Origin of the sequence: Nocardia cyriacigeorgica (assembly GCF_029868385.1) — a bacterium.
Lineage (GTDB): Bacteria > Actinomycetota > Actinomycetes > Mycobacteriales > Mycobacteriaceae > Nocardia > Nocardia cyriacigeorgica_F.
On sequence record NZ_JARWNX010000056.1, the window covers coordinates 204119 to 227607 of the forward strand.

At 66.1% G+C, this 23489-nt stretch carries 25 protein-coding genes; 12 read left to right on the top strand and 13 right to left on the bottom strand.

Features of this window, described 5'->3' with window-relative positions:
- Positions 1-127 precede the first annotated feature (127 nt).
- A complete protein-coding gene (locus QH168_RS18855; protein ID WP_280236023.1) occupies positions 128-2485 on the top strand; it encodes an arylsulfatase in 2358 nt (785 codons plus the stop codon).
- A gap of 83 nt (positions 2486-2568) precedes the next feature.
- Here the strand turns inward: QH168_RS18855 and QH168_RS18860 are convergent, their stop codons facing one another.
- Positions 2569-3534, bottom strand: coding sequence for an HAD family hydrolase (locus QH168_RS18860; protein ID WP_280236024.1), 966 nt, complete (start codon positions 3532-3534; stop codon positions 2569-2571).
- 678 nt (positions 3535-4212) lie between these two features.
- Here QH168_RS18860 and QH168_RS18865 point away from each other — a divergent pair.
- Positions 4213-5415, top strand: coding sequence for a hypothetical protein (locus QH168_RS18865; protein ID WP_280236025.1), 1203 nt, complete (start codon positions 4213-4215; stop codon positions 5413-5415).
- Here QH168_RS18865 and QH168_RS18870 read toward each other — a convergent pair.
- The 3 genes from QH168_RS18870 to QH168_RS18880 form a co-directional block, all read right to left on the bottom strand.
- A complete protein-coding gene (locus QH168_RS18870; RefSeq protein WP_280236026.1) occupies positions 5412-6485 on the bottom strand; it encodes a hypothetical protein in 1074 nt (357 codons plus the stop codon). The two genes, QH168_RS18865 and QH168_RS18870, sit on opposite strands and share 4 nt — an antisense overlap.
- Positions 6486-6597: 112 nt before the next feature.
- A complete protein-coding gene (locus QH168_RS18875) occupies positions 6598-8571 on the bottom strand; it encodes a hypothetical protein (RefSeq protein ID WP_280236027.1) in 1974 nt (657 codons plus the stop codon).
- A gap of 35 nt (positions 8572-8606) precedes the next feature.
- Positions 8607-9659, bottom strand: coding sequence for a glycosyltransferase (locus QH168_RS18880; protein ID WP_280236028.1), 1053 nt, complete (start codon positions 9657-9659; stop codon positions 8607-8609).
- Between the two features lie 54 nt (positions 9660-9713).
- Here QH168_RS18880 and QH168_RS18885 point away from each other — a divergent pair, with 54 nt between their 5' ends.
- Entirely contained in the window at positions 9714-10583 is an 870-nt protein-coding gene (locus tag QH168_RS18885; protein ID WP_280236029.1) for a pentapeptide repeat-containing protein, read from the top strand.
- Positions 10584-10661: 78 nt separating this feature from the next.
- On the opposite strand, the gene QH168_RS18890 is transcribed toward QH168_RS18885, so the two are convergent.
- Positions 10662-11156 carry a hypothetical protein gene (locus QH168_RS18890; RefSeq protein WP_280236030.1) on the bottom strand — a complete coding sequence of 165 codons (495 nt, stop codon included), beginning with the start codon at positions 11154-11156 and terminating at the stop codon, positions 10662-10664.
- Complete coding sequence (locus QH168_RS18895) at positions 11153-11548, bottom strand: SDR family NAD(P)-dependent oxidoreductase (protein WP_280236031.1); 396 nt, start codon at positions 11546-11548, stop codon at positions 11153-11155. Before QH168_RS18895 ends, QH168_RS18890 begins: the two co-directional genes overlap by 4 nt.
- A gap of 214 nt (positions 11549-11762) precedes the next feature.
- Here QH168_RS18895 and QH168_RS18900 point away from each other — a divergent pair, with 214 nt between their 5' ends.
- Positions 11763-12614, top strand: a complete 852-nt coding sequence (locus QH168_RS18900; protein ID WP_280236032.1) for a helix-turn-helix transcriptional regulator — start codon at positions 11763-11765, stop codon at positions 12612-12614.
- A gap of 98 nt (positions 12615-12712) precedes the next feature.
- Here the strand turns inward: QH168_RS18900 and gntA are convergent, their stop codons facing one another.
- From gntA to QH168_RS18930, 6 genes are all read right to left on the bottom strand, one after another.
- Complete coding sequence (gntA, locus tag QH168_RS18905; protein WP_280236033.1) at positions 12713-13405, bottom strand: guanitoxin biosynthesis heme-dependent pre-guanitoxin N-hydroxylase GntA; 693 nt, start codon at positions 13403-13405, stop codon at positions 12713-12715.
- A 267-nt stretch (positions 13406-13672) separates the two neighbouring features.
- Positions 13673-14017: a hypothetical protein gene (locus QH168_RS18910; protein ID WP_280236034.1), complete on the bottom strand. Its 345-nt coding sequence runs from the start codon at positions 14015-14017 to the stop codon at positions 13673-13675.
- Positions 14018-14103: 86 nt separating this feature from the next.
- Entirely contained in the window at positions 14104-14310 is a 207-nt protein-coding gene (locus QH168_RS18915; protein ID WP_280236036.1) for a DUF397 domain-containing protein, read from the bottom strand.
- A 44-nt stretch (positions 14311-14354) separates the two neighbouring features.
- Positions 14355-14561 (bottom strand): DUF397 domain-containing protein, encoded by a 207-nt coding sequence (locus tag QH168_RS18920; protein WP_280236037.1) that lies wholly within the window; start codon positions 14559-14561, stop codon positions 14355-14357.
- A gap of 46 nt (positions 14562-14607) precedes the next feature.
- The gene (locus tag QH168_RS18925) at positions 14608-14814 is read right to left on the bottom strand and encodes a DUF397 domain-containing protein (protein ID WP_280236038.1); all 207 of its coding nucleotides are present in this window, start codon (positions 14812-14814) and stop codon (positions 14608-14610) included.
- The gene (locus tag QH168_RS18930; protein WP_280236039.1) at positions 14811-15692 is read right to left on the bottom strand and encodes a helix-turn-helix domain-containing protein; all 882 of its coding nucleotides are present in this window, start codon (positions 15690-15692) and stop codon (positions 14811-14813) included. Before QH168_RS18930 ends, QH168_RS18925 begins: the two co-directional genes overlap by 4 nt.
- 32 nt (positions 15693-15724) lie before the next feature.
- Here QH168_RS18930 and QH168_RS18935 point away from each other — a divergent pair, with 32 nt between their 5' ends.
- Together QH168_RS18935 and QH168_RS18940 are read left to right on the top strand one after the other, a co-directional pair.
- Positions 15725-16123: a hypothetical protein gene (locus QH168_RS18935; protein ID WP_280236040.1), complete on the top strand. Its 399-nt coding sequence runs from the start codon at positions 15725-15727 to the stop codon at positions 16121-16123.
- A 3-nt stretch (positions 16124-16126) separates the two neighbouring features.
- Positions 16127-16405 (top strand): hypothetical protein, encoded by a 279-nt coding sequence (locus QH168_RS18940; protein ID WP_280236041.1) that lies wholly within the window; start codon positions 16127-16129, stop codon positions 16403-16405.
- A gap of 75 nt (positions 16406-16480) precedes the next feature.
- On the opposite strand, the gene QH168_RS18945 is transcribed toward QH168_RS18940, so the two are convergent.
- Positions 16481-17020 carry a VOC family protein gene (locus tag QH168_RS18945; RefSeq protein ID WP_280236043.1) on the bottom strand — a complete coding sequence of 180 codons (540 nt, stop codon included), beginning with the start codon at positions 17018-17020 and terminating at the stop codon, positions 16481-16483.
- 431 nt (positions 17021-17451) lie between these two features.
- On the opposite strand from QH168_RS18945, the gene QH168_RS18950 reads away from it, so the two are divergent.
- The 6 genes from QH168_RS18950 (at position 17452) to QH168_RS18975 (ending at position 23483) form a co-directional block, all read left to right on the top strand.
- Entirely contained in the window at positions 17452-18432 is a 981-nt protein-coding gene (locus tag QH168_RS18950) for an alpha/beta hydrolase (protein ID WP_432421133.1), read from the top strand.
- Between the two features lie 334 nt (positions 18433-18766).
- Positions 18767-19705, top strand: coding sequence for a TauD/TfdA dioxygenase family protein (locus tag QH168_RS18955; protein WP_280236045.1), 939 nt, complete (start codon positions 18767-18769; stop codon positions 19703-19705).
- Between the two features lie 142 nt (positions 19706-19847).
- Positions 19848-20492 carry an ABC transporter permease gene (locus tag QH168_RS18960; protein WP_432421129.1) on the top strand — a complete coding sequence of 215 codons (645 nt, stop codon included), beginning with the start codon at positions 19848-19850 and terminating at the stop codon, positions 20490-20492.
- The gene (locus QH168_RS18965) at positions 20489-21766 is read left to right on the top strand and encodes an ATP-binding cassette domain-containing protein (RefSeq protein ID WP_280236047.1); all 1278 of its coding nucleotides are present in this window, start codon (positions 20489-20491) and stop codon (positions 21764-21766) included. Before QH168_RS18960 ends, QH168_RS18965 begins: the two co-directional genes overlap by 4 nt.
- Positions 21763-22500, top strand: coding sequence for an ABC transporter permease (locus QH168_RS18970; protein ID WP_280236049.1), 738 nt, complete (start codon positions 21763-21765; stop codon positions 22498-22500). Before QH168_RS18965 ends, QH168_RS18970 begins: the two co-directional genes overlap by 4 nt.
- Positions 22497-23483, top strand: coding sequence for a glycine betaine ABC transporter substrate-binding protein (locus QH168_RS18975; RefSeq protein WP_280236050.1), 987 nt, complete (start codon positions 22497-22499; stop codon positions 23481-23483). The genes QH168_RS18970 and QH168_RS18975 overlap by 4 nt, the downstream gene beginning before the upstream one ends.
- The last annotated feature ends 6 nt before the right edge of the window (positions 23484-23489 follow it).

A 23489-nucleotide genomic window follows, 5' to 3' on the forward strand; every position in this document is an offset into this window, starting at 1 on the left:
GTCTCGATTCGGTGTCCGACACCATCGTGTTTCGCACCGACTCCCCCGATGTCTGCCTAGCATGAGTTGATCAGGTCCCGCACCCCTCGGTGGGTGAGAGAGACGATGCAGCGAAAGGCGGGCAACCGTGGCTGGAACGTTCCGTGGTGTGATCAACGAAGATATTCGCGATTCGGTCCCGGATTGGTCGCCCTATGAGGCGCCGAAAGCTCCCGACGGTGCGCCGAATGTGGTCTATGTCGTGCTCGATGATGTCGGTTTCGGCGCGATCAGTTGTTACGGCGGCCCGATCGAGACGCCCAATATCGACCGCATCGCCGACCGGGGTCTGCGTTACAGCCAATGGCACACCACCGCGCTGTGCTCCCCCACCCGCTCGGCGCTGCTGACCGGCCGCAACCACACCACCAACGGTATGGCCTGCATCAGTGAGGCCGCAGTCGGTTTTCCGAACGCCAACGGCCGTATTCCCGCCGAATGCGCCACGCTCCCCGAAATCTTGGTCGAGCACGGATTCTCCACGGCAATGGTCGGCAAATGGCATCTGTGTCCGGAGGACGAATCCAATCTCGCCGCCACCCGCCGCAATTGGCCGCTCGGCCGCGGGTTCGAACGGTTCTACGGATTCCTCGGCGCCGAGACCAGCCAGTGGTATCCCGATCTGGTCCACGACAATCACCCGGTGGAGCAGCCACGCTCACCGGAAGACGGCTACCACTTCAGTGAGGACATCACCGACAAGGCCATCGCCTATATCGATGACGTCAAGGCCATCGCGCCCGAACGCCCGGTGTTCCTCTACTACGCCCCCGGCTGCGCGCACGCACCCCATCAGGCGCCGAGGGAATGGATCGACCGCTACCGCGGACGTTTCGACGACGGCTATGAGGCGATGCGCGAACAGATCCTGGCCAGGCAGAAGGAACTCGGACTCGTCCCGGCCGACACCGAACTGCCGCCGATCAATCCGATCGGCGGCCCCGATACCCGCAGCGGTCCCGAGGGTCAGCCGTTCCCGCCGCTCGATTACACCCGGCCCTGGGCCGAACTCGACGACGGGGAGCGCCGGTTGTTCGCGCGTATGGCCGAGGTGTACGCCGGATTCGTTTCTCACTGCGATCAGCAGATCGGGCGCCTGCTCGACTATCTGGATGGTACCGACCAGCTCGACAACACGATTTTCGTGGTGGTCTCCGATAACGGCGCCAGCGGTGAGGGCGGGCCCAACGGATCGGTCAACGAGAACAAATTCTTCAACAATGTCGCCGACGATATCGCCGAGAACCTCGCCATGATCGATGAACTCGGTGGTCTGGAAACCTACAACCACTATCCGAACGGCTGGGCCATGGCCTTCAATACCCCGTTCAAGATGTGGAAGCGGTATTCGTTCAACGGCGGCACCTGCGATCCGTGCATCATCTCCTGGCCCGAGGGCATCACCGCGCGCGGCGAGGTCCGCGACCAGTATCACCATGCCGTCGATATCGTGGCGACCGTCCTCGATTGTCTCGGCCTCGAGCTGCCCGATACCGTGAAGGGCAATCCGCAGATCCCGTTGCAGGGCACCAGCATGCGTTACAGCTTCGATGCGCCCGATCTACCTTCGGCCAAACCCTGCCAGTTCTATTCGATGCTCGGTACCCGCGGGATATGGCACAACGGGTGGAAGGCGGTCACCACCCATCCCGCCATCAGCGGTTGGGGCGGCTACTCCGGCGACACCTGGGAGCTGTACCACACCGATGTCGACCGCTCCGAACTCCACGATCTCGCCGCCGAGCAACCGCAGCGGCTCACCGAGCTGATCGGGCTCTGGCATTACGAGGCCGGAGCCAACCACGCCTACCCGCTCGACGACCGCTCCGCGCTGGAGATCCTGTCCACGCCACGACCCCAACCCACCGCCCCACGCAACCGCTACGTCTACCACCCCGGTGGCGCCGAAGTACCCGAAGGCGTCGCGGTCAATATCCGCAATCGGTCCTACGCCATCGGCGCCCATGTCGATCTGCCCGCGCCGGGTGCGTCGGGGGTGCTGTTCTCCCACGGCGGACGTTTCGGTGGGCACGCACTGTTCCTGCGCGATAACCGCCTGCACTACGTGTACAACTTCCTCGGCACCGACCGTCAGCATGTCGCGGCTACCGAGGACCTGCCCACCGGTACGGATCTGATCCTCGCGGCGTCGTTCGACAAGGACGGTGAGGTGTCCCCCGGTGTCGCCACCGGCATTCTGAGCCTCTACCACGGTGACCGGAAGGTCGGCGAGGCGCGGATCAAGACCCAGCCCGGCAAATTCACCCTCGCCGGTGAAGGGCTCAACGCCGGTCGTGACGGCTGCGATCCGGTGACCGACCGTTATCCCGGACAGGCGCCGTGGGCGTTCTCGGGCGGCACCCTGCACAAGGTCGTGATCGATGTCAGCGGCGAACCGTATATCGACCTCGAGCGGGAAGCCGAAGCCATGCTGGCCCGCGAATAGGCCATGGCCGCGTGATTCCCGGTGTCGCGCAGGGGATCACGCGGAAACGGCACGTTCGCGCGGGCGCCGGGTATCCGCTGTGCTCACTGCGTCGCCGTCGTTGTCGCATCGTTGCCTGTGCCGAAGACGGTGTGCCAATCGTCGCGGATGCTGACGACGGTCCAGCCCTGCCGGTGTGCGTGGTCGAGGGCCTGCTCCGCACCGTGGACGTAGTCGAATTCCCGCTCGGCGTCGTCGTGCTGGATCAGTATCCGCAGAGCGGGCCGGTCCGGGATCTCGGAGAACGCCAGCATCGGCACGTCGCCGTTGGAGTTGCCCACCGACAGGATGGGCCGCCGCCCGATCCTGCTCCAGATGCGGATCGGCTTCTGCGGGCCGTCGTCGAAGTAGTCCATCGCCGGTTGATAGAGCAGCTGCGAGGTCCCCTGTTCGGCGCGGTAGGTCAGGCCGAGCGCACTACCGATGACCCGCTCCGGCGGCACACCGTAGAGGGTGTCGGCGACCGGGCGCATGAAATCGCGGTCGCCGCCCGAGGCGATGTAATTGGTGAACCCGTGCGCGGTGAGATATCCCATCAGCTCCGCCATCGGGGTGTAGCCGCAGTCGCGGTAGGGACGCGGCAGGCTGGGGTGGTCGGCGGTGTCGAAGAAGTCCTCGACCCGCCGCTGATAGTCCTCCACCGTCAGATCGCCGAACGCCCGGCTCATACCGTCGATCAGCACCGTCAGATTCGTGTCGTCGCCGCGATAGTGCTCGATCAGAGCCTGGTTCATCCACTCCAGATCACCCGCGTAGGCGGCCAGCCACGGTTGCTGCGAGCGCAACGACGGATCGTCGCGCGCCATCTCCGCCAGCCGCCGCACGGTGAAATCCAGCTGCGGTTGCATGGGCCGCTCACACCACAGGGTGCCGTCGTTGTCGAACACCGCGATCCGCGCCACCGGTTCCACGTGATCCGGGCTGCCCGGATCGCATACGCGTGCCACGAACTCCCTGATCGCGGCACGCGCACCGCCCTCGGCCCACGACGCCAGCTGATCGACCGTCACGGCCACACCTCCTCACCTCGGCTCTCACCGCCACCGAACCCGCTCGGATGGCACCGCGCTTCATCCATTACAGGTGAAATCCGGGTCGACGACCGGTCCGGGCGGCGGAGCATCGGCTAACGTAGGACAGCCGGGCAAGCCAGGAGGATCGAGCGCCACGTGACGACCGTGCAACACCCCGTGGTGCCGCTCCACGGCGCGAGCAAGCGATGGTCCACGCTGCCGACCACTCATGCGGTGCTCCTGATCGCACACAACATCACCACACTCACCAGAATTCTCGACGTCATTCCGGCATTCGAGAACGATGTACGAATTCAGCTGTGCTTCACATGCACCGAATCCGATCCGTTTCGAGAAGACCTCGACCGCGCAATTCTGCACACCGAAGTCATCCACATTCCATGGCATGAGGCGATCGACACCGATTTCGATCTGGTCATATCCGCGAGCCATCACGACGGCATCGAGAAAATAACGTCACCGCTCGCAATACTTTCACACGGAATCGGATATACTAAATACTCACCCCAGGAGCCAGGAGCCAGGAGCCAGGAGCCAGGAGCCAGGAGCCAGGAGCCAGGAGCCAGGAGCCAGGAGCCAGGAGCCAGGAGCGTTTTCGGTCTTTCACCCGAGTGGGTGTTGCGTGACGGAGCGCCCTTCGCACGCGCACTTGTCTTGTCCCACACCAGCCAACTCGACCGACTCCGGGCCAGCGCGCCCGCTGCCGCGTCGGCGGCATTCATCGCGGGTGATCCCTGCTTCGACAGGATCGTCGCGAGTGTGCAGTTCCGGGCCCGATATCGACGTGCCCTGGGAATCGGTGACCGGACGCTGGTGTACGTCTCCTCGACTTGGTCGGAGAACTCCGCGCTCGGCACCCGCTTCGGCCTCGTCCGTGAACTGCTCGCCGAACTTCCCCGCGATTCTTATGCCGTAGCGATCGCGCTGCATCCGAATATCTCCCATCGGCACGGACCGGGACAAGTCCGACTGTGGTACGCCGACTGCCTGCGCTCAGGATTGATAATCCTGCCCGAAATAGACGGCTGGCGCACAGCCATGATCGCGGCAGACGTCGTCATCGGCGACAGCGGTTCGGTAACCGGGTACGCTGCCGCAATCAACCGCCCCACGATGATCACCGAATTTCCCGCTATCCCCGACGGAACACCGATTTCCGAATTGCAGAGATCGGCCCCGCGACTGCCACCACACGGCCCGTATCTGCGTCATATCGAAGCGGCCCGCACCGAACACACCACGGAGAGGTTCGCGGCGGTGTCGGCCCTGGTGACCTCCGAACCCGGACGGTCGCTACAGCTGCTGCGGTCGTTGTTCTATCGGATCCTCGAACTGCCGCCCCCGGATTGTGAACCGCCCCTGTCGATTCTGCCCACCCCGACCGTCCGGGCGAAGCCTGAAACATTCGCTGACTACGTCACGACCACGATCGACGGCGCCACGGTCCGCCTCGTCCGCCGCCCGGCCGAGACGCAGCGCACCCTGGCAGGACGTATCGGCGGCATCGGTGGACACATGTGTTGTGCGACCGACTATCCGCTGCGTTCACTGCGCGAGAATGCCGACGTCCTGGTCGGGCTCCCCGCAGACGTCGACGACGACCGGGCGGCGTGGTTGGCGGCGACGCTCACCGACCACCCGCTGTGCACGATCGTGGCGATCGCCGACGGTGACACCTGTACGGCACGAACCCGCTACGGCGACACGGTGACACTGACCGGATGCCCGGCGGCGGTGTCGGCATCAGCGCTGTACGCATGGATCGAGGCCGGTATCGACCTACCTGCCTCGGAGGCGATCGCCGTCGTACTCGGCGACATCGAGTACGAGCTGCTGCTCACCCCGTGTCCTGACTAGCAGCGTTCGTACTGACGCGCGAAGGGCTCCGACTCCGGTGCCACCTCGCGCGCGGATTCCGGGCAGCCGCCGACGAGAACAGCGAAACCAGGGCCGTTGCGCATGACGATCGTGTAGTCGACCACACCGCCGCGCTGGGATAGGTGGCGCAGATGCCGGTCGGCGAGTTGCGTCGCCTGCGCAGCGCTGAATTCCTCTCCGACGGGCGGGAATACCGTGATGTCCAGTGCGCGGCCTGCTGTCGCGGGCGGGTCGAATACCGACACCTCGACGATGAACGGCATGGGTTGATCGGTCAGGAACCACTCCCACACTTCGAGTTCGCCGTCGGCGGGGAAGCGGGGGCGGCGGTTCGAGTGGGCCGGTGCGGGTTCCAGTCTCGAATATTGCTCGGACATGCTCTCCCCATGGACGGGCGACACTGTCCAGTCGTTGGATGCCAGTTCCGGGAAGTCCTGGATGATTCGGCGCATCGCCGCGGTGGCACGCCGAGGTTCGGCTTCCGAGCCGGCTCGGACACTGATGTCCGCGCCTGCTGCGGCCTGCACGCCGTGGGTGGTCCAGTGGATCTCCGCGCCGGTATCGGCCAGCGACAGTCGGGTCCAGGTGGATGCCGCGTCCGCTTCCACCGCCACGTCCTGCCCGAACGGCCAGCTCCCGAAAAAGGAGTCCGCCATCCGGCGGATCTTCACCAAGGTCGAGTCGCCGCGATAGTGCGGCGGCAGTTGCTGTGCACCCAGGACACGCACGACAGCCGCCGTCTCCGCCGGTGTGACACCGTCGTCGAGCCGCACATCGAGCTTGGACGTGTAGTACGAGTTGGGGCCATACGGGTGGTACTGGAACGTATGTGACGCCTCGACCACTCCTGGCAGGGCCTCGACGGCCGTTTCGATCACCCCGGACCAGCTGTCACGCTCGGTCTGATCGGGCCCCGTCGGAAAGGTGGCCGTCTCGGTCGTCTGGGACCGGTTGTCGGGCTCGGCCTGATCGGGCCCTTGCGGGGACGAACATCCGGTCAGTAGGGCTGCCGCCATCAGCACGATGACGACCGGGGTGGTGAAACGCATGGCGTTCATTCTGCGGCCGACACGATGCGGCGTCGAACGTGCGGAGGTGCAAGGCTGGGAAGGGTGCGGAGAAGGTGGGCCCACGCCCGGCCCACCGACTCAGGAGACCGACCTACCGCTCGTCTCGCAGCTGCATCGCACGCCGACGGTGCCGTTCCGCGTCTTCGGCGCGCCCTTGCCTCTCGGTCAGGTGCGCGAGTTTGTCGTGGACGTCGGCGGCGGTGCGGTTCATCCCGTAGCGGGTCAGGACCGCCGCGGCGGCCTCCCATCGTGATTCGGCTTCGGCGAGGTCGTCTCGCTGCTCCGCGATATCGCCGAGCAGCACTCGGCAGCGGGCGGCGTTGTTCGCATCGCGTGGTGTGGCCTGGAAGTAGTTCTCAGCGGCGAGGAGGAAGGGGACGGCATCATCCCGACGGCCCAGGGCTGCCAGATTCCGGCCACGATGCATATCGTTCAACGCCGACGACCGCGCCTCTTGCTGCTGATCACCGATCAACGGCACCGCGGCCCGCGCCTGTTCGAGCAGGTCGAGTGCGTCGAGCCGTAGGCCTCGACCCTCGCATTGGAGCGCCTGCCATTCGAGAATGCTGGGGGTGCCGGGCGGATAGTCCAGCGCCATGGCGCGGTGAATGTATTCGCTGCCCTCGACCGGTTCGCCCCGCTTCTCGTACAGCGCCCCGATATCGCGCAATAGCTGCCACCGGGTCGCCGTATCCCGGAGGATCTCCCAGTCCGGTGCCGCTTCGTCCACCAGCGAGCGGTAGCCGTCGATGAGCACGCTCGTGCGGAACGTCTGATATCCGAACGGAAACAAGGCCGTCCACAGCACGAGCGCTTCCAGCTCCATGCCGAGCTGCGTCGCCCGACGTGCGGCGGCGGTGAAAACAGTCCAGCCGGTGGCGAATTCGGCGCTGGCCTGCTCCGCGCCCCGGTCATCGCTGTAACGGCGCGGCGTATCGCGGAAGAATGCGGCGGGGGCCGTGGCCGGAATCGGGCGGTCCGACAACGACTTCGCCAAGGCGGCCGCCCTGGTCGCGAGCAGCCGCACGGTGCGTGATTCGATCTCCCGTGCGTCCGGGTCTCGGTCGACGTGCACGGACTTGTCGTTGGCGTGTTTGCGCATCACCTCGGGATATTCGAAGATCTCGTCGCTTCGCGCCAGCAGCAGGGAGCGCTCCACCAACGCCCGTACCGCCCGCTTCGCCGCCGCGACCGGAATCTCCAGCACCGCGGCCGCCAGTTCGATATCGAATTTTCCGCTGGGAGACCAGCTGAGCCAGCGGTACGCTGTCGCTGCCATCGGGCCGAGACCTTCGTATCCGGCCTCACATACCGTTGTCGCCACCGGTTCCCCGTCGATGCTCAGCTCATCGGACACCTCGGCGAGTGTGGCACGTTCCAGCCGATCGACGTACTCCTCCACCGATTCGTCGCCGTCGGCGAGCCGCGATGCCACCGCCGCCAGCAGCAGCGGCACCCGGCCGACCAGGCGGACAAGTCTGTCGAGTGCGGACGGATCGGCGCTCTCGGCCACCGGCCCGGCGATCCTGGTCAGATAGTCGACACCGTGTTCGGCTTTGAACCCCTGAAGCTTCAGCGATTCGAACCGCGCCAGTTCGAGTCTCCTGAGGTGCCTTTCGCCTGCCACCATCACCGCGGCATTACCGAGATCACCGAGCAAGGGCAGTACCTGTTCGGCGGACCGGATGTCGTCGAGGGCGATGAGCACCGACCGGCGCGCGAGCATCGATCGCAACAGCGACGGCCGCAGCTCAGGGGGCGGTATCTCTTGATAGGCGACGCCGAGCTGCACGAGCAGCGACAGGGCGATATCGGCGGCGGTGGTAGCCGTATGCGGGTCCGGCGTTCCTGATTCGTAGAAGAGCACATCGTCGTAGTCGTCGCTGTGCTGGTATGCCAGCGAGACCAGGATCGTCGTCTTCCCGACACCGTTGCCGCCGCTCACCGCGAGCAGCAGCGGATCGTCGGCCGCTGCGGCGGCATCCCTGAGGCGACGGACTTCACGGAACTCGTCATCTCTGTTGAGGCACAGCGGCTTCCGCGGCAGCGCACGCCGTCCGATCATGTGGTCTCCCCTTCGCAACCGATGACGAAACGACCCTAGCCGAGCGCGGCGACTCTCGCGCGGAGGGCGTTCTGCACGACATCCGCGGCGCGCTCGGCACCGGCGGCCGCCAGCGCTCGATCGCGCAGTTCCCGCACAACCTTGTGCACCACGATATCCGACGACAGCCGGTCCACCTGGTCGCGCAGCCTGCGCCCGGATGCCATCGGCGCGCCGATTCCGAGGTCCCGCAAGAGCGCTGCGGTCAACCGTTGTTCTCGGATGCGGGGCGCGCACACCATCGGCACCCCGGCCAGGATCGCCTCGTGCACCGAGTTGATGCCCGCATGTGTCACGAACACCTGCGCGCGGCGCAGGACCTCGAGCTGCGGGATCCACCGGTGCGCGATCACGTTGTCCGGTAGGGAACCCAATTCGGCCACCGGCATCTGGGCGGTCGCGAGCACGACCGTCCACTCCGATCCGGCGAAGGCGGCTGCGATTCCGCGGAAGAACTCCGCCGACCGCGTGAAGACGGTGCCCGGCGACACCACGAGTACCCGGTCACCGAATCTCGTCCAATCCACCGTGCTCGGTTCGAGTGGCACCGTGCTCAGGAGCGGGCCGACGAAATGCGCTTCCGGGCCGAAACGACTCCGGTTCGGCTGTAGTTCGGGCAGTGTGTTGATCAGGACCGGACCTTGTCCGGCCCGCCGCGCATGCGTCGACCACATCGGCACCGCCCGCACCCCGTGACGTTCGGCGAGTCCCCGCGCCCAGGGGATGTGCGGGTCGATAACACACAGCTCGGTCGAGGTGGAACGCAATTCCGCCGCCATGGTCGTCGCGGTCGAGCGCCAGGCGGCCCGCCGCTGCCACCTGAGCATGCCCCGTTCGGCCAGATCCGCTGGACCGTGCCCGGCTGGTACGCGCACCCGGTGGTCGACGGGCGGCACAACGGCCACGGCTCCGGTCGTCTCGATCGCCTGGCGGTAGCGGGCTCCGGCGATCATCCGCACCGGTATCCCCCGCCGCACCAGCTGCCCGGCCACCGCCAGCATCGGTGCCACATGCCCCCACGCCGAATACGGCACCAACACCATCCCCATGCCATCATCTTCGAACACGACAGCGCCACAAGGCCAATCAGGGTGGGAGCAGATATGAGCACGACCGCGCTGACGCGCACACAACGCGTATTCGCCATCATCGGCGGTGTCGTCGCGATCGCGGCGATCATCTGGTTGGTGTACCAGGTACCGGCGTGGCTCACCCGTGATGTGAAAGAGGCCGAAGGTTTCCGCACGCAGCTCGTCCAGCTGATCGGGTTCGGCATCGCCGGAGCTGTCGCCGTCTACGGCATCAAGAAGCACTACCTGGACCGGGACAAGCAGTACACCGACAGCTACAGCGCCGCGGTCAGCAAGCTGGGTTCGGCCGACTCCTTCCTGCGTGCCGGTGGCGCCCGCGAGCTGGAGCGGATCATGGACTACACGCCCGCCGACCAGATTCGCGTGGTCGAGACCTACGCCGATTTCCTTCGACATCACTCCGCGACGAGTGACCGACCGGATTCGGCGCAAAGACCTGCGGCCGATGTCACCGCGGTGCTTGCCGCGTTGCGCCGCCGACGAGTGGCCGCCGACGAGCCGACGCTGGATCTGAGCCGAATCCAGGTGCCCAACGCGGACATGCGCGGTATGCGTCTGCCCGGTGCCGACTTGTCGCGCAGCAATCTGAACGGTGCGGACCTCACCGACGCGACGCTCACCGACGCCGACCTCACCGCGACGACATTCAACAGAGCCGACCTGTCGAACGCCCGCCTCTGCCGCGCGAAGCTGATCGATGCCCGGTTCGTCGCCGCGACTCTGCGCGGCGCCGATCTGACCGGCGCGGATATGACGGGGTGCGCGCTGAAGGACGCCGATCTGCGTGGCGCGGATCTCCGCGAGGTTCGCGGGCTCACCGCCGAACAACTCGCCGACGCCCGCACCGACGCCACCACACGGCTACCCGATCACCTCGCATGACCACGATGGGCTTCCGACTCGGGTCGAGTTGCGTGGTGAGCGGTATACGGAGCGAAAGTGGTCCCCGGCCTGGATCTTTCAGGATTTGCTCGGCTGTACCCAGCGGCGCAGCGCGTCGATGGTCGATTCGGGTGAGGTGTTGAAGCAGAATTTCACGCCGGGCGATATGTCGTTGACCACGTTCACGAGTCGTTCGAACAGCAGCGTGTATTCCGGTGCCATGCGCACTCCGGCGCCGATCATCGCGACACCGAATGGTTCGGCGGCGCATGCGCGGATCCGCGCCTCGGCCGCGTCGGGGTCGGCGGGTACCTGGCAGGACACGAAGTCGAATCCGGCTTCGCGCAGCGCGGCCTCTCCCGCCGCGATGCGCGCGGTCAGCGTGGCCTGGTCCAGGCCGGGGATCCTGCTGTAGTCGAGGGCTGCGGGGCCCAGGCCGATCGATAGGACGGTGTTCACTCCGCTCGAGCCTTCCATTCGCTCGGTTCCCTTCTGTTGCGATATCCAGAATCCGATCGCACCGACGACGAGCAGCAGGGCCACACCGCCCGCGATCGTCCGTCGCCCGGTCACCACCGCGTGGAACCGTTGCGGTCGAAGAAGCCACCGGTCGGGCCGTCGAGGCCGATGCTCGCCAGCTCGACGATCGCGTCGGTGCCTGCACGCACCGTCTGGAATCCGGCGTGGTCGGTGAGGTCGGTGGCGGTGTAGCCCGGATCGACGGCGTTGATGCGGATGTCCGGGAGGGCGCGGGCGTACTGGGTGGTGATCATGTTCAACGCGGCTTTCGTCGCCGGGTAGCCGAGGGTGGGTGGCACCAGGCCGACCAGATTCGGATCGGTCATGGTGGCGATCGACCCCATCCCGCTGGACACCATGACGATCCTCGGGTGCTCGGCGGCGCGCAACAGCGGCAGGAAGGCGTGGGTCATGCGGACCGCGCCGAAGACATTGGTCTCGAACACCTCGCGGAGGTCGGACGCGCGAGTGTCGGCGGGAAAACCTGCCAACCCAGGCTCGCGAACCGGCGCACGGTTTCGCGGCCCAACCCTTTGTTCGCCCCGGTGACCAGGGCGGTTGTCGTCGTCATGCCCTCAGTGTGGTGCCGCCGCCCAGGGGCCACCAGGACTGCTCACGCATGGGACGGGCGGTACCACCTCATGGATGCCACGATTGGGCATGGACAGAGCTGAGCTGGCTGCCGTGGTGCGCACCGCGCGTTCACGCATCACGCCCGCCGATGTCGGACTGCCGTCGGGACTGCGGCGACAGGTGCCGGGACTGCGCCGTGAAGAGGTCGCGCTGTTGGCGGGGCTCAGCGTCGACTACATCGTGCGGCTCGAGCAGGGGCGCGGGCCGAAACCGTCCGCGCAGGTGCTCGGTGCCCTGACTCGCGCGCTGCGGCTCGGCGATGACGACCGCGATACGGTGTTCCGGCTCGCCGGTTCCGAACCGCCGCGCGCCGGGCAGGTGCCGATGCTCGTGCGGCCGAGCGTGCTCCAGATGCTGGATCGCATGTCCGATCTGCCAGCCGTGGTGCTTTCGGCCAAATCCGATGTGCTGGCGTGGAATCCGCTGGCGGCGGCGCTGCTCGGCGACTTTTCCGCTGTACCGCCTGCGCAACGAAATCTCATCCGGCAGCGGTTTCTCGGCGGCGGCCTGCACCGCGAGCAGCCGACCTCCGAGGAGGAGCAGGAGGCGGCCGCTCACTGTGTGGGGTGCTTGCGCACCGCGCAGGCCCGTTACCCCGACGATCTCGACCTCGCCCACCTCATCGGCGCGCTGCGTTCCGGCGGTGCGCGATTCGATGAGCTGTGGCGGGCCGGACGCTCGGGGGCGATCCGGGCCACCACGGTCACCGTCGCACATCCCGAACTCGGCCCGCTCACCCTCGACTGCAATGTTCTCCTGGAACCGGACAACGACCAGACGATCCTGGTCTACTCCGCCGCGCCCGGCACGCAGGAAACCACAGCCCTCGATCTCCTACGCGTCACCGGAGGGCAACGCTTCGACCATCACGCGCGCTGATGTCCGCGCCGACATGACTGCGACGGCACCCTCATCACCGTGCCGTCGTGGGCGCTTCGATGAGTTCGGGTGACACCGCGGCCGAACGTGGGACCTGGTCAGGCTCCCGGAACACCCACCAATGCGTGTTCTTCCGCCGCTGGGCGGGCGGCGAAGGGGCATTGCCAGTCGGCGGGTTTGGGGCGGCCGGAGTAGCGGCGGGCTTCGGAGAGCTGCTCGTATTCGAGCAGGTTCGGGTTGATATCGCCTTGCAGCATGATGTCCTGTTTGCGGATCTTCTCCGCCAGGCGGTCCCACATACCCGCCGCTTTGATGCGGCCGAACTGCTCATGGGAGTTGAACGCCAGCATGGGGAACGGCGGGCGGCGGCCGAACCGCCGATGGGTCTCGTGCAGGCCGATGACGAAGAACGGGTGGCCCGCCACGCTGTAGCCGAACTCGCCGGACTGTGGGTCGCAAGAGTAGCCGTCGGCCCAGGCGTATTTGTCGGCGTCGGCCTCGTGCAGTAGTTGCAGGTGCTGCCACAGCAGTTCCTCGAAGCGCAGTTCGTCCACGCCGCGTGGCTGCTCGAAGGTCGCGATGAAGCTGGTGAACTTACGTGCGCTCCACTCGGCCGAGCCCACGAATTCCGCAAGGTCCAATGCCATCAACCGTGCCGAGTCCTCGCCGCCCATCACCTCGTAGTGACGGTGGGTGATCCCGCCCTGCCGCCAGGCGGAGCGACCCGCCAGACAGGCGAACCGGTCCCCGAGCAGGAACCTCTCCAGTTCGGCCCGCGCGTCCGTCGTCAATCCCGATGTTTCCTTTCCGACCACGTGTCCTGGGTCGAGGAGGAATCATCGACTCACCTGGTGAATGCACCCACCTCGACCGCGTTGCGCGCGTATCTTGTCAGCCGACCGGCAGGTCGCGCGAATCGGGCGGAAGACCATCAAGAACGGATTGCCGCGATGACGGGCCGAAACCGCCCATCGGCATGTCGCGGATCACACCGCCGGGGGCATGCGGGGCTCGTTTCTGATGCTGATACCGGGGTCGGCCCCGACCTCGGACCCCCGCTACGGGAGTCGATCGCCCGGTGCTGGGCGACCCTCGAAGTGGGCATACCCCGTCGGATCGATCGGCCGCGGCGGCACCTCCCGCAGGACATCGACGATCTTCTTCCACCGACTGCGCTCCGCGCGCAACGCGAGTTCGGCGCCGGAACCCGAAGCGGCTGCGATCGCCGTGTCGTGGTCCTGCGGCATATCGGCGATGTGCGCGGCTCGGGCCCGCATCTCCTCGATCTCGGCGTCGATCGCGGCGAGGACGCCTTCGGCAGTAGTCACCAATTCCGGCGTGATCGGCAGAGCACGCGCGAAGTTCTCGCTCGCGGCCTGCAACGCCATGCCCTGTCCGAACATCCACCCATTCTGCACCCCACTGCGGCCTTCTCCGTGAAGAAGGCCGCAGCGCGCGGCCGAACTAGATCGACGTGGGATGTGCGACGTCAGGTGCGGTCGAACTTCCCGCCCGTGGTGCCGGTGAGGAAGGCGTCCCATTCGGCTGGCGTGAAGATCAGGGCCGAGCCGGTCGGGTTCTTCGAGTCCCGGACACCGACCGCGCCTCCGTCGAGGTGAGCGATCTCCACACACGCGTCCGCATTGGCGGATCGGCTGCTCTTGAACCATCGGGTACCGGACAGATCAACGCTCATGCCTCAGCTCCTTACCGTCGAGCGGATTTGGTGCGATCCATACTTCAGGCGTGGTCGAACACACCACCTGCGGCGTCGCCCAGGAAGGCGTCCCATTCGGCCGGGGCGAACACCAGAGCCGGACCGGTCGGATTCTTCGAGTCCCGAACGCCGACCATGCCCTCCTGGAGATGCGCGACCTCCACACAAGCATTCGCGTCCGCAGAGCGGCTGCTCTTGAACCAACGGGCACCGGACAGATCAACACTCATGCCTCGAACTCCTCACCGTCGAGCAGATTTCGCATGACCCCACGCTTCACGCGTGGTCGAACATTCCAGTGGTCGCGTCGCCAAGGAACGCGTCCCACTCGGCCGGAGTGAACACCAAAGCCGGACCCGTCGGGTTCTTAGAGTCACGGACACCGACCGCGCCTCCGTCGAGGTGGGCAACTTCCACACACGCGTTCGCGTGTTCCGACCGGCTGCTCTTGAACCAGTTCGCTCCGGACAGATCAACGCTCACGCCTCGAACTCCTTTGCTATCTCCAGGATCAGCGACCTGGTGTCTTGTTCGTCCAACGCTACACGCTGGAGCCCTGCCCAGGCGTCCCGATATCGCTGAATCTCGGCCTCCTGCTCCAGATAGAGATGCCCGGTGTACTCCTCCACGTAAACCACAGGGGGCTCGATCATCCGCGACGATGGCAGGGGTGGGAACTCCAGCAACGTGAACGAACCGACTTGAAGTCCAATGTGCCCGTCAACGGACAGCGGCACGACCCGGATAGAGATGTTCGCCCGGTTTCCGACGTCCGCCAGATGCCGGAGCTGCCGCGCCATCACAGATGGCCCGCCCACCCGGTGCCGGAGTGCCGCCTCCGACAGGATGACGTTCATACTGAACCCATCCTGATCCAGCTTCGCTTGCCGCCGTGTCGCCAACTCGACTCGCTGCTCCACCTCGACGGTCGGCATGGTCGGGTTGGAGACCCAGATCATGTCCCGCCGGTACTCCGGGATCTGTAGGAGCCCATGCACGAGGGTCAGCTGGAATGTCGTGATCGTTTGTGCGGCGTCCTCCAATCCAAGGTAGTGGTCGAACTTCGGTGCAACCGGATAGCTCCTCCACCACCCGTTTCCAGCCTTCTTCGCCTCCTCGACCTCCGCGGCCAGCGTCAGCAACCGCTCTCGCTCGACCTGGGTCGCCCCGTACTCATCGCACAGGGCGTTGACATACACCCGTGACAGTTTGGTCGGTAGTCCGTCCTCCATCCGTCCGATCGTTTGCGGCGAGATCTCGATGACCTTGCCCGCCGCTGTCTGGCTCTTGCCCGCCCGCATCCGCAACCTGCGCAGTTCCCGCCCGGCCGCCCGTTGAGGGAGTGTCGACCCCGCTGCCATGTCGTTAGCCTCGCTATCGGATTGTTCGAATTATGGAACGCCTCGTCATGGAGCATGCGGTCGCGTGTCGGCCCACCGCAGAATCTTGGCAACTCGGCAGAAGAAACACGATCGTGCACATTCCAAAAACCTTGCGCGGCGCGTCTACTGGGTACAGCTCCGAGCGCGAGGCGAGGTCCGACCCCACCGGACCCCTGGCGCTCGGGGCACACCAGCCGATTACGACACCGGAGGTGCCAGCAATTATGAACGCCCTTCCCCCTTTTCGCCACCATGCGGTGCTGACCATGACCGTCGAGCTCGCGCACCGGGTGATGCAGGAGCACATCGACTGCCCGGTCACCGTGTGTGCGATCAAATCGCAGGCGAAAACCTTACTGGTGCAACAGAAACGCCTCGCACCGTCGGGTCGCATGAAATTCGGGTACTGAGCCGTGGACCGATTGCGCGATATCGAAATCGATGTCCTCCGCGATGTGATAGACGCGGTGGATGCCCGGCTGGACACCATCGCGAATCTCCGGGTGCCGCGATCGAAGGTGTACGCCTCGGTCATCTACGCCGTCATTTCCAGTGCACGGGATACCGGACATTACGGCGCCGGGATGCTGGCCAACGCACCCTTACTCGATTCGATCCTGTCGGGAGCCGAGGGCACCGAACACGGCGCCGCCATCTTCGCGACCCTGGTGGACCTCAACGCCCTCAATTAGCGACAGCCCGCCCGACACATCGAATCGGGCATCGACCGAACACCTTTCACTTCGCCGACGCCGCGCACCGGCTCGTCAGGAACCCCGGTGCGCGGCGTGCTGCGCCGCGACGCGCGCCCATACGGCGGGGTCGGTGCGCGGTCCACCCGGCGTGTCCGCGCCGTACCGTTCGATCTCGGCGGCGAGGTCCAGCGGCCCGGTCAACGACACGCCGGGGCGCAGCGCGGCTTCGACCTGTTCATCCGGCACCAGCCAGCACACCTCGAACTCGATACCGTCCGGGTCGCGGCCGTACAGCGCCTTGGTCGAACCATGATCCCCGGCCCCGGTGAGCGCACCGGCCTCCGCCAATGCCGCACGCATGGCCGCGAGTTCGGCGAGCGTATCGACCTCCCAGGCCACGTGATACAGCCCGACCGAACCGGGAACGGTGGCCGCGGCACGGCGTGACTGGAACAGCCCGAGATCGTGATCGTTGGCCGAACCCGCATGCCGCAGGAACGCCCCACCGGGAAACCCTTCGGCCAGCCGCTGGAAGCCGAGCACCCCTTCATAGAAAGCGAGACTGCGATCCAGGTCCGACACATACAGCACGACGTGATTGATTCCCCGCATACCCAACAGGCTCCTCGACCGATCGCTTCGCCGCCCGCCGACGACGAGCGGAATACAGTCTCACCATCCTCTCCCGGTTACGCGCACGACAGGGCGAGGTGTCCCAGAGACCGGAACAGACGCCGCCAGCGGGCAGGACTCACCGCCGGGAGCGCTTCCCCGGCTACCGGACTGTCGGCGACCACGAATCCAGCGACCAGAGTGGCAGTCGTGTCCGCATCGCCACCGGCCTCGATGCATGCGGTGACAGCTGCGGGATATCGGTGTCTAGTGCCACCACCGATCCACTCTCGTCCCCTTCCCGACCAAACCGCAGACCGTCGCAGCACGAATCCTTACCTACGCGACCCAGCCGGGGCGTCGACACACCATGCGATAGGGGCTCGACAGTGACAACACCGCGATCCAGGCGAACGGCGGCCATCCGCTGGATGCTTGCCGCCACATTCGCCGCGACAGGCTCGGTCGGCGTGACGAGTACGGCGGTCGCCGCGCCCGATGCGCCGCGCGTCGACTCGGTGCAGCAGGTCGACGGCCGACAGCAGAACGTGACGGTCTATTCACCGGCGATGGGCAGGCCGATCCCGGTGCAGGTCCTGCGCGCCGCGGCCGACGCACCGCGGCCGACGATGTATCTGCTCAACGGGTCGCAGGGCGGTCCGAACGAGAGTGGCTGGGACGCACAGACCGATGCGATGACCTTCCTGCGCGACAAGGACGTCAACGTGGTGGTGCCGGTGGGTGGGGCGGGTTCGTACTACACCGATTGGGTGAACGACGATCCGGTGCTCGGCCGCAACAAATGGCAGACCTTCCTCAACGACGAACTCCCACCGGCCATCGAGGCATTCCTCGGCGCGAACGGCGAGCGCACGCTGGCGGGCGTATCCATGAGCGGCACATCGGTATTGAACCTGGCGATCGCCAAACCGGGCTTCTGGCGCAGCGTCGCCTCCTACAGCGGGTGCGCGCAGACATCCGATCCGATCGGACAGGAGTTCGTTCGGATCACGGTGGAGAACTGGAGCGGGGCACGCAGCGTCGAGAACATGTGGGGCCCGCGCGGCGGCCCGCTGTGGCGCGCCAACGATCCCCTGCTCAATGCAGAGCGATTGCGTGGGACGGCGGTGTACCTCAGCTCCGGCAGCGGAGTTCCAGCCGCGCCACACGACACTCCGGCCGATCGGCGGGTCATGGAGGGGCGCATCCCGCTGCCGGTGCAGATCGCCTTCGGCGCACCGATCGAGGCCGCGATCCACTTCTGCACGGTGAACCTGACGAACAAGCTGCGCGACCTCGGCATCCCGGTCACCTTCGACGACCGGCCCGTCGGCACCCACTCCTGGGGCTACTGGGAAGACGATCTGCACCGTTCCTGGCCGTTCCTGGCAGGTTCGATCGGCCTCCGGTGACCTGACCGCCGCGGCCCGTGGCCGGTGAACTCCAGGCTTGTACGACCCGTCGGGGTGGTGTTCACCGTGCTGGCTGCCATGTCGGCGATGCAACGCCAGTACGTCCGCGACCGCATTCTCGAGGGCCACGAATTCACGCGGGCTTCGACCACGGCGCTCGCCGCACGTGCGATGGCGAAGGTGATCGCTGGGGCAACATGGCTCGCGCCGGACCTCCGCGCCGCTGCCGTGACTGTCCCCGGTTTCGATCGGCGTGACCGTAATGCTGGTCGGCGCTGGTCCCGGATGGTTTCGTGTCCTGGCGACCGTCCAGTTCGAAGGAGAGGGCCACGGCATGTCCGTCGATGACACCGCTGATACCGCGACCACCGTGCAGGTGGTCAAACTCGGCCGACACATCGGCGCACAGGTGAACGGGGTCCGCCTCGGCGGTGACCTGGACGAACAGACCGTGGCCGCCATCCGCGGCGCGCTGCATGAACACAAGGTGATCTTCTTCCGCGATCAGCACCACCTCACCGAGGACGGGCAGTACGAGTTCGCGCAGCTGCTCGGCAACCCCACCACACCGCACCCGACCCTCACCTCGGCGGGCGCGAAGAGCCTGGCCATCGACTCCCAGCACGGCCGCTCCAATGTCTGGCACACCGATGTCACCTTCGTCGACCGCGTCCCCCAGGCGTCGATCCTGCGGGCGGTGACGTTGCCCAGCTACGGCGGCTCCACCACCTGGGCCTCCACGGTCGCCGCGTACAACTCGCTGCCGGAACCGCTCAAGCTCCTCGCCGAGAGTCTGCGCGCACGCCACTCCAACCGATACGACTACGCCGTGACCACCGAAAACCTGCCCGACGAAAGCGCACGGGCCTACCAGCGCGAATTCGAGTCCACCTATTTCGAGACCGAACACCCCGTGGTGGAGGTGCACCCGGAGACCGGGGAACGCGCCCTGCTGCTGGGCTGCTTCGTCAAGGAGATCACCGGCCTCACCGGCAGCGAATCACGCGCACTGTTCCGGCTGTTCCAGGATCGGGTGACCCGGCTCGAACACACCACCCGCTGGAACTGGGCGCTCGGCGATGTCGCCATCTGGGACAACCGCGCCACCCAGCATTACGCCGTGGACGACTACGACAGCACCGAGCACCGGAAACTGACCCGCATCACCCTCGCGGGCGCGGTCCCGGTAGGCGTGGACGGCAGGCCGAGCACCGTGATCACCGGCGATGCCGAGCCCTATGCCAGTGAGACCGCACTCCCGCGGGCGGCGTGAGAGGTCCGTCTGCCGAATCGCCCGGCACGTGACGTTTCTGAACCGAACGCCCGGGTATCGATTACCCTGTGACGGCTCACGAGTTCGGTAATTTCGCGCGGACACAGTACCGACTGATCTTCGGCTGACGATGGGAATCGGCGTGAATTTGTGGAGCTATATCCAGGGGCGGGGTGAAGTTCTGGCTTTCCTCACCTATCAGCACGCGTCCCTGGCATTTCAGACGGTGCTCGTCGGTACAGTTGTCGCCGTGCTCATCGCGGTGGCGGTCTATCGGCTTCCGCTGTTGTCGGCGCTGTCGCTGACCTCCAGCCGGGTCGCGTTGACGATTCCTTCGCTGGCATTGCTCGCGTTGCTGCTGGTCCCGTTCGGGCTGGGCGTCGTGCCGTCGTTTCTGATGCTGGCATTCTTCGCGGCGCTGCCCGTGATCGGGAACGCGATCGTCGGTTTACGCTCGGTGCCCGCCTCGGTCATCGAATCGGCGCGCGGTATCGGCTTTTCCCGGTGGCGCATTCTACTGACCGTCGAATTGCCGATCGCCTGGCCGGTGATCCTCACCGGTATCCGGGTGTCCACGCAAATGATCGTCGGTGTGGCCGCCATCGTCGCCTATGTGCTCGGCCCCGGCCTCGGATCGCTGATCTTCAACGGCCTTTCCCGGCTGGGTGGGGCCAACGCGCTCGAAATGGCGCTGACCGGAACGCTGCTCATCGTCGCCATCGCGTTGGTCTTCGACGCGCTGCTCGTCCTGCTCGGACGCCTCACCATCGCAAAGGGACTCTCATGACCGACGCTGTGACCGATCGACCCGCGGTCCCCGAGCGCAATGTGACCGGTGCGTCCATCAAGCTCGACGCCGTCGTCAAACGCTATAAGGGCCAGGACAAGCCCGCTGTCCAACGTCTCGACCTCGAGATCGAGGCGGGCCGGATCGTCGCGTTCGTCGGCCCGTCCGGCTGCGGTAAGACCACCACGCTGAAGATGATCAACCGGTTGATCGAACCCACCGAGGGCCGCATCTTCATCGATGGCCGCGATGTCACCAAGGAAGATCCCGACAAGCTGCGCCAGTCGATCGGATACGTCATCCAGTCCGGTGGCCTGTTCCCGCACTGGTCGGTCGCCAAAAACATCGGCGCGATCCCCCGCGTACTCGGCTGGGACAAACAGCGGATCGCCGAACGCACCGAATATCTGCTCGACCTGGTGGGTCTCGACCCCGACACCTTCGCCGACCGGCTACCCAAGGACATGTCCGGCGGCCAGCAGCAGCGCGTCGGCGTGGCCCGCGCGCTGGCCGCCGACCCGCCGGTGCTGCTCATGGACGAACCGTTCGGCGCGGTCGACCCGATCACTCGGGTTCGTTTGCAGGACAGCCTGATCGCGATCCAGCACGAACTCGGCAAGACCATCGTGATCGTCACCCACGATTTCGAGGAGGCCACCAAACTCGGTGACAAGGTGCTCATCCTGTCCGAGGGCGGGCACGTCGAGCAGTACGCGACCCCGGAGGAGATCCTCACCGATCCGGCGACGCCGTTCGTGGAGGAATTCGTCGGGTCCGGTGCGAAACTCGCCTATCTGACGGTGTCGCGGGTGCGCGATGTCGCCCACGACGAGGTGATCACCGCGCGCATCGGCGAACCCGCGCAGCAGGTGATCGACCGTGCGCGGGCCGCCGGGCACACCTGGGTGGTCGTCGTCGACGATGCGGGACGGCCGCGCTCATGGCCCACCCTCACGGAGGTGGCGAGCAAACCCGAGGTGTCGGACTACCTGGACCGGCGCCTGCCCGTGGTCGCGCAGTCCTCGACCCTCAACGACGCGCTCGACGCCATGCTCGCGGCCAGCCAGGGCGCCACCCTCGTCACCGATGGACGCGGCGCGGTGATCGGATCGCTCGCCATCGGCGCGGTGACCGACGTGATCCAGACCAAACTCGCCGAAGGCCGCGCCGCCGAACCGGACCTGTCCTACGAAACCTACGTCGACGGCACCGATCCGGCGCCGACACCGGTGGTCGCCGCCGACGACGAGCCCGGATCGGCCGGACCGTCATGAACCGCCTGCGCCGCGTCCCGCTCGACGTGTGGTTCGAGCCGATCATCATCCTCGTCATCGGCATCGGCTACGTCCTGTGGTACCGGTCGACCACGCTCACCCCCACCGAACAGGCCTCCCTCGGTTGGGACAACCTCCAGACCACGATCCTCGAACACATCCGGCTCACGGTGGTGGCGACGCTGATCGTGGTGGTGGTCGCGATTCCGCTCGGCATCGCGCTCACCCGGCCCGCGTTGAAACGGTTCGAGCCCATCGCCGTCAATATCGCCAATATCGGGCAGGCCGCGCCCGCCGTCGGTCTGCTCGTGCTGTTCACCTTCTGGCTCGGCACCGGATTCCGCACGGCGATCGTCGGTCTGGTCGTGTACGCGATCCTGCCGATCTTGCAGAACACGATCGTCGGGTTGCGGCAGGTGGATCAGCGCACCATCGAGGCCTCCCGCGGTATCGGCTATTCGGCCTCCAGAACGCTGTTCCAGGTGGAGTTGCCGCTCGCGGTGCCGGTGATCCTCAACGGTGTGCGCACCGCGCTGGTGATCCTGGTGGGCACCGCCACGCTGAGCACGTTCATCGGCGCGACCAGCCTCGGCACCTTGATCACCACCGGCGTCACCCTGTTCCTGCCGAAACTGCTGATCTCCGGCGCGATCCTGGTCGGGCTGCTGGCCCTGATCATCGATTGGCTCGGCCGCCTGGTGGAGCTGGCCGCGACCCCGCGAGGTATCTCATGAGTTCGCCACGGGCCCGGCTGGCCACGCTGATGTCCGCGCTGGCGGTGACGGTGTCGATGCTCGCTGGCTGCGGTCTGGTGAGTTCATCGGGCACCTTCCACGACGCGCGGCTGCCCGGCGGCGAACAGCCGTTGCAGGGCACGAAGCTGGTGGTCACGTCGAAGAGCTTCACCGAGGGTGTGCTGCTCGGCAAGATCACCGCCACCTATCTGGCCGCCGCGGGCGCCGACATCACCGATCTGACCGGTGCGCCCGGTTCGGCGTCCTCGCGGCAGGCCCAGCTCAACGGCGACGCCGATGTGCTCTGGGAATACACCGGCACCGGATGGGTGAACTACCACAATCAGACCGAGACGATCTCCGATCCCACCGAACTCTGGCAGCGCGTGCACGATATCGAGCGAAGCGAACACGATCTCGAATGGCTTCCGCCCGCCAATTTCAACGACACCTATGCTTTCGGCGCATCCACACCGAATGCCGAACGGTTGCAGGTGAAGTCGCTGTCGGATGTCGCGGCGCTGCCCGTCGCGGATCGCACATTCTGCGTGGACGACGAATTCTTCAGTCGCTCCGACGGATTCCTGCCGATGCTGGACAAGTACGGCATCCCCTACAACGATCCCAACGGTGTCCCGTCCGGGAATGTGACCCGCATGGACGCGGGCGTCGTCTACACCGCGACCGCCAAGGGCGCCCCCTGCAATTTCGGCATGATCTACACCACCGACGGCCGGGTCAAGAACCTGAATCTGCGGGTTCTCGACGATGACAAGAAGTTCTTCCTGCCCTACAGCGGTACGGCCGTGGTGCGCGGCGTCGTCATCGACGGCACCCCGGAATTGCGCCCGCTGCTGGCCGTGATCTCCGAGCGGCTCACCGACGATCTGATGCAGGAACTGAACGGGCGCGTGGACATCGACGGCGAGGACCCGGCCGATGTCGCCTACGACTGGCTGAAGAGCGAAAACCTCATCGAATAGGCACAG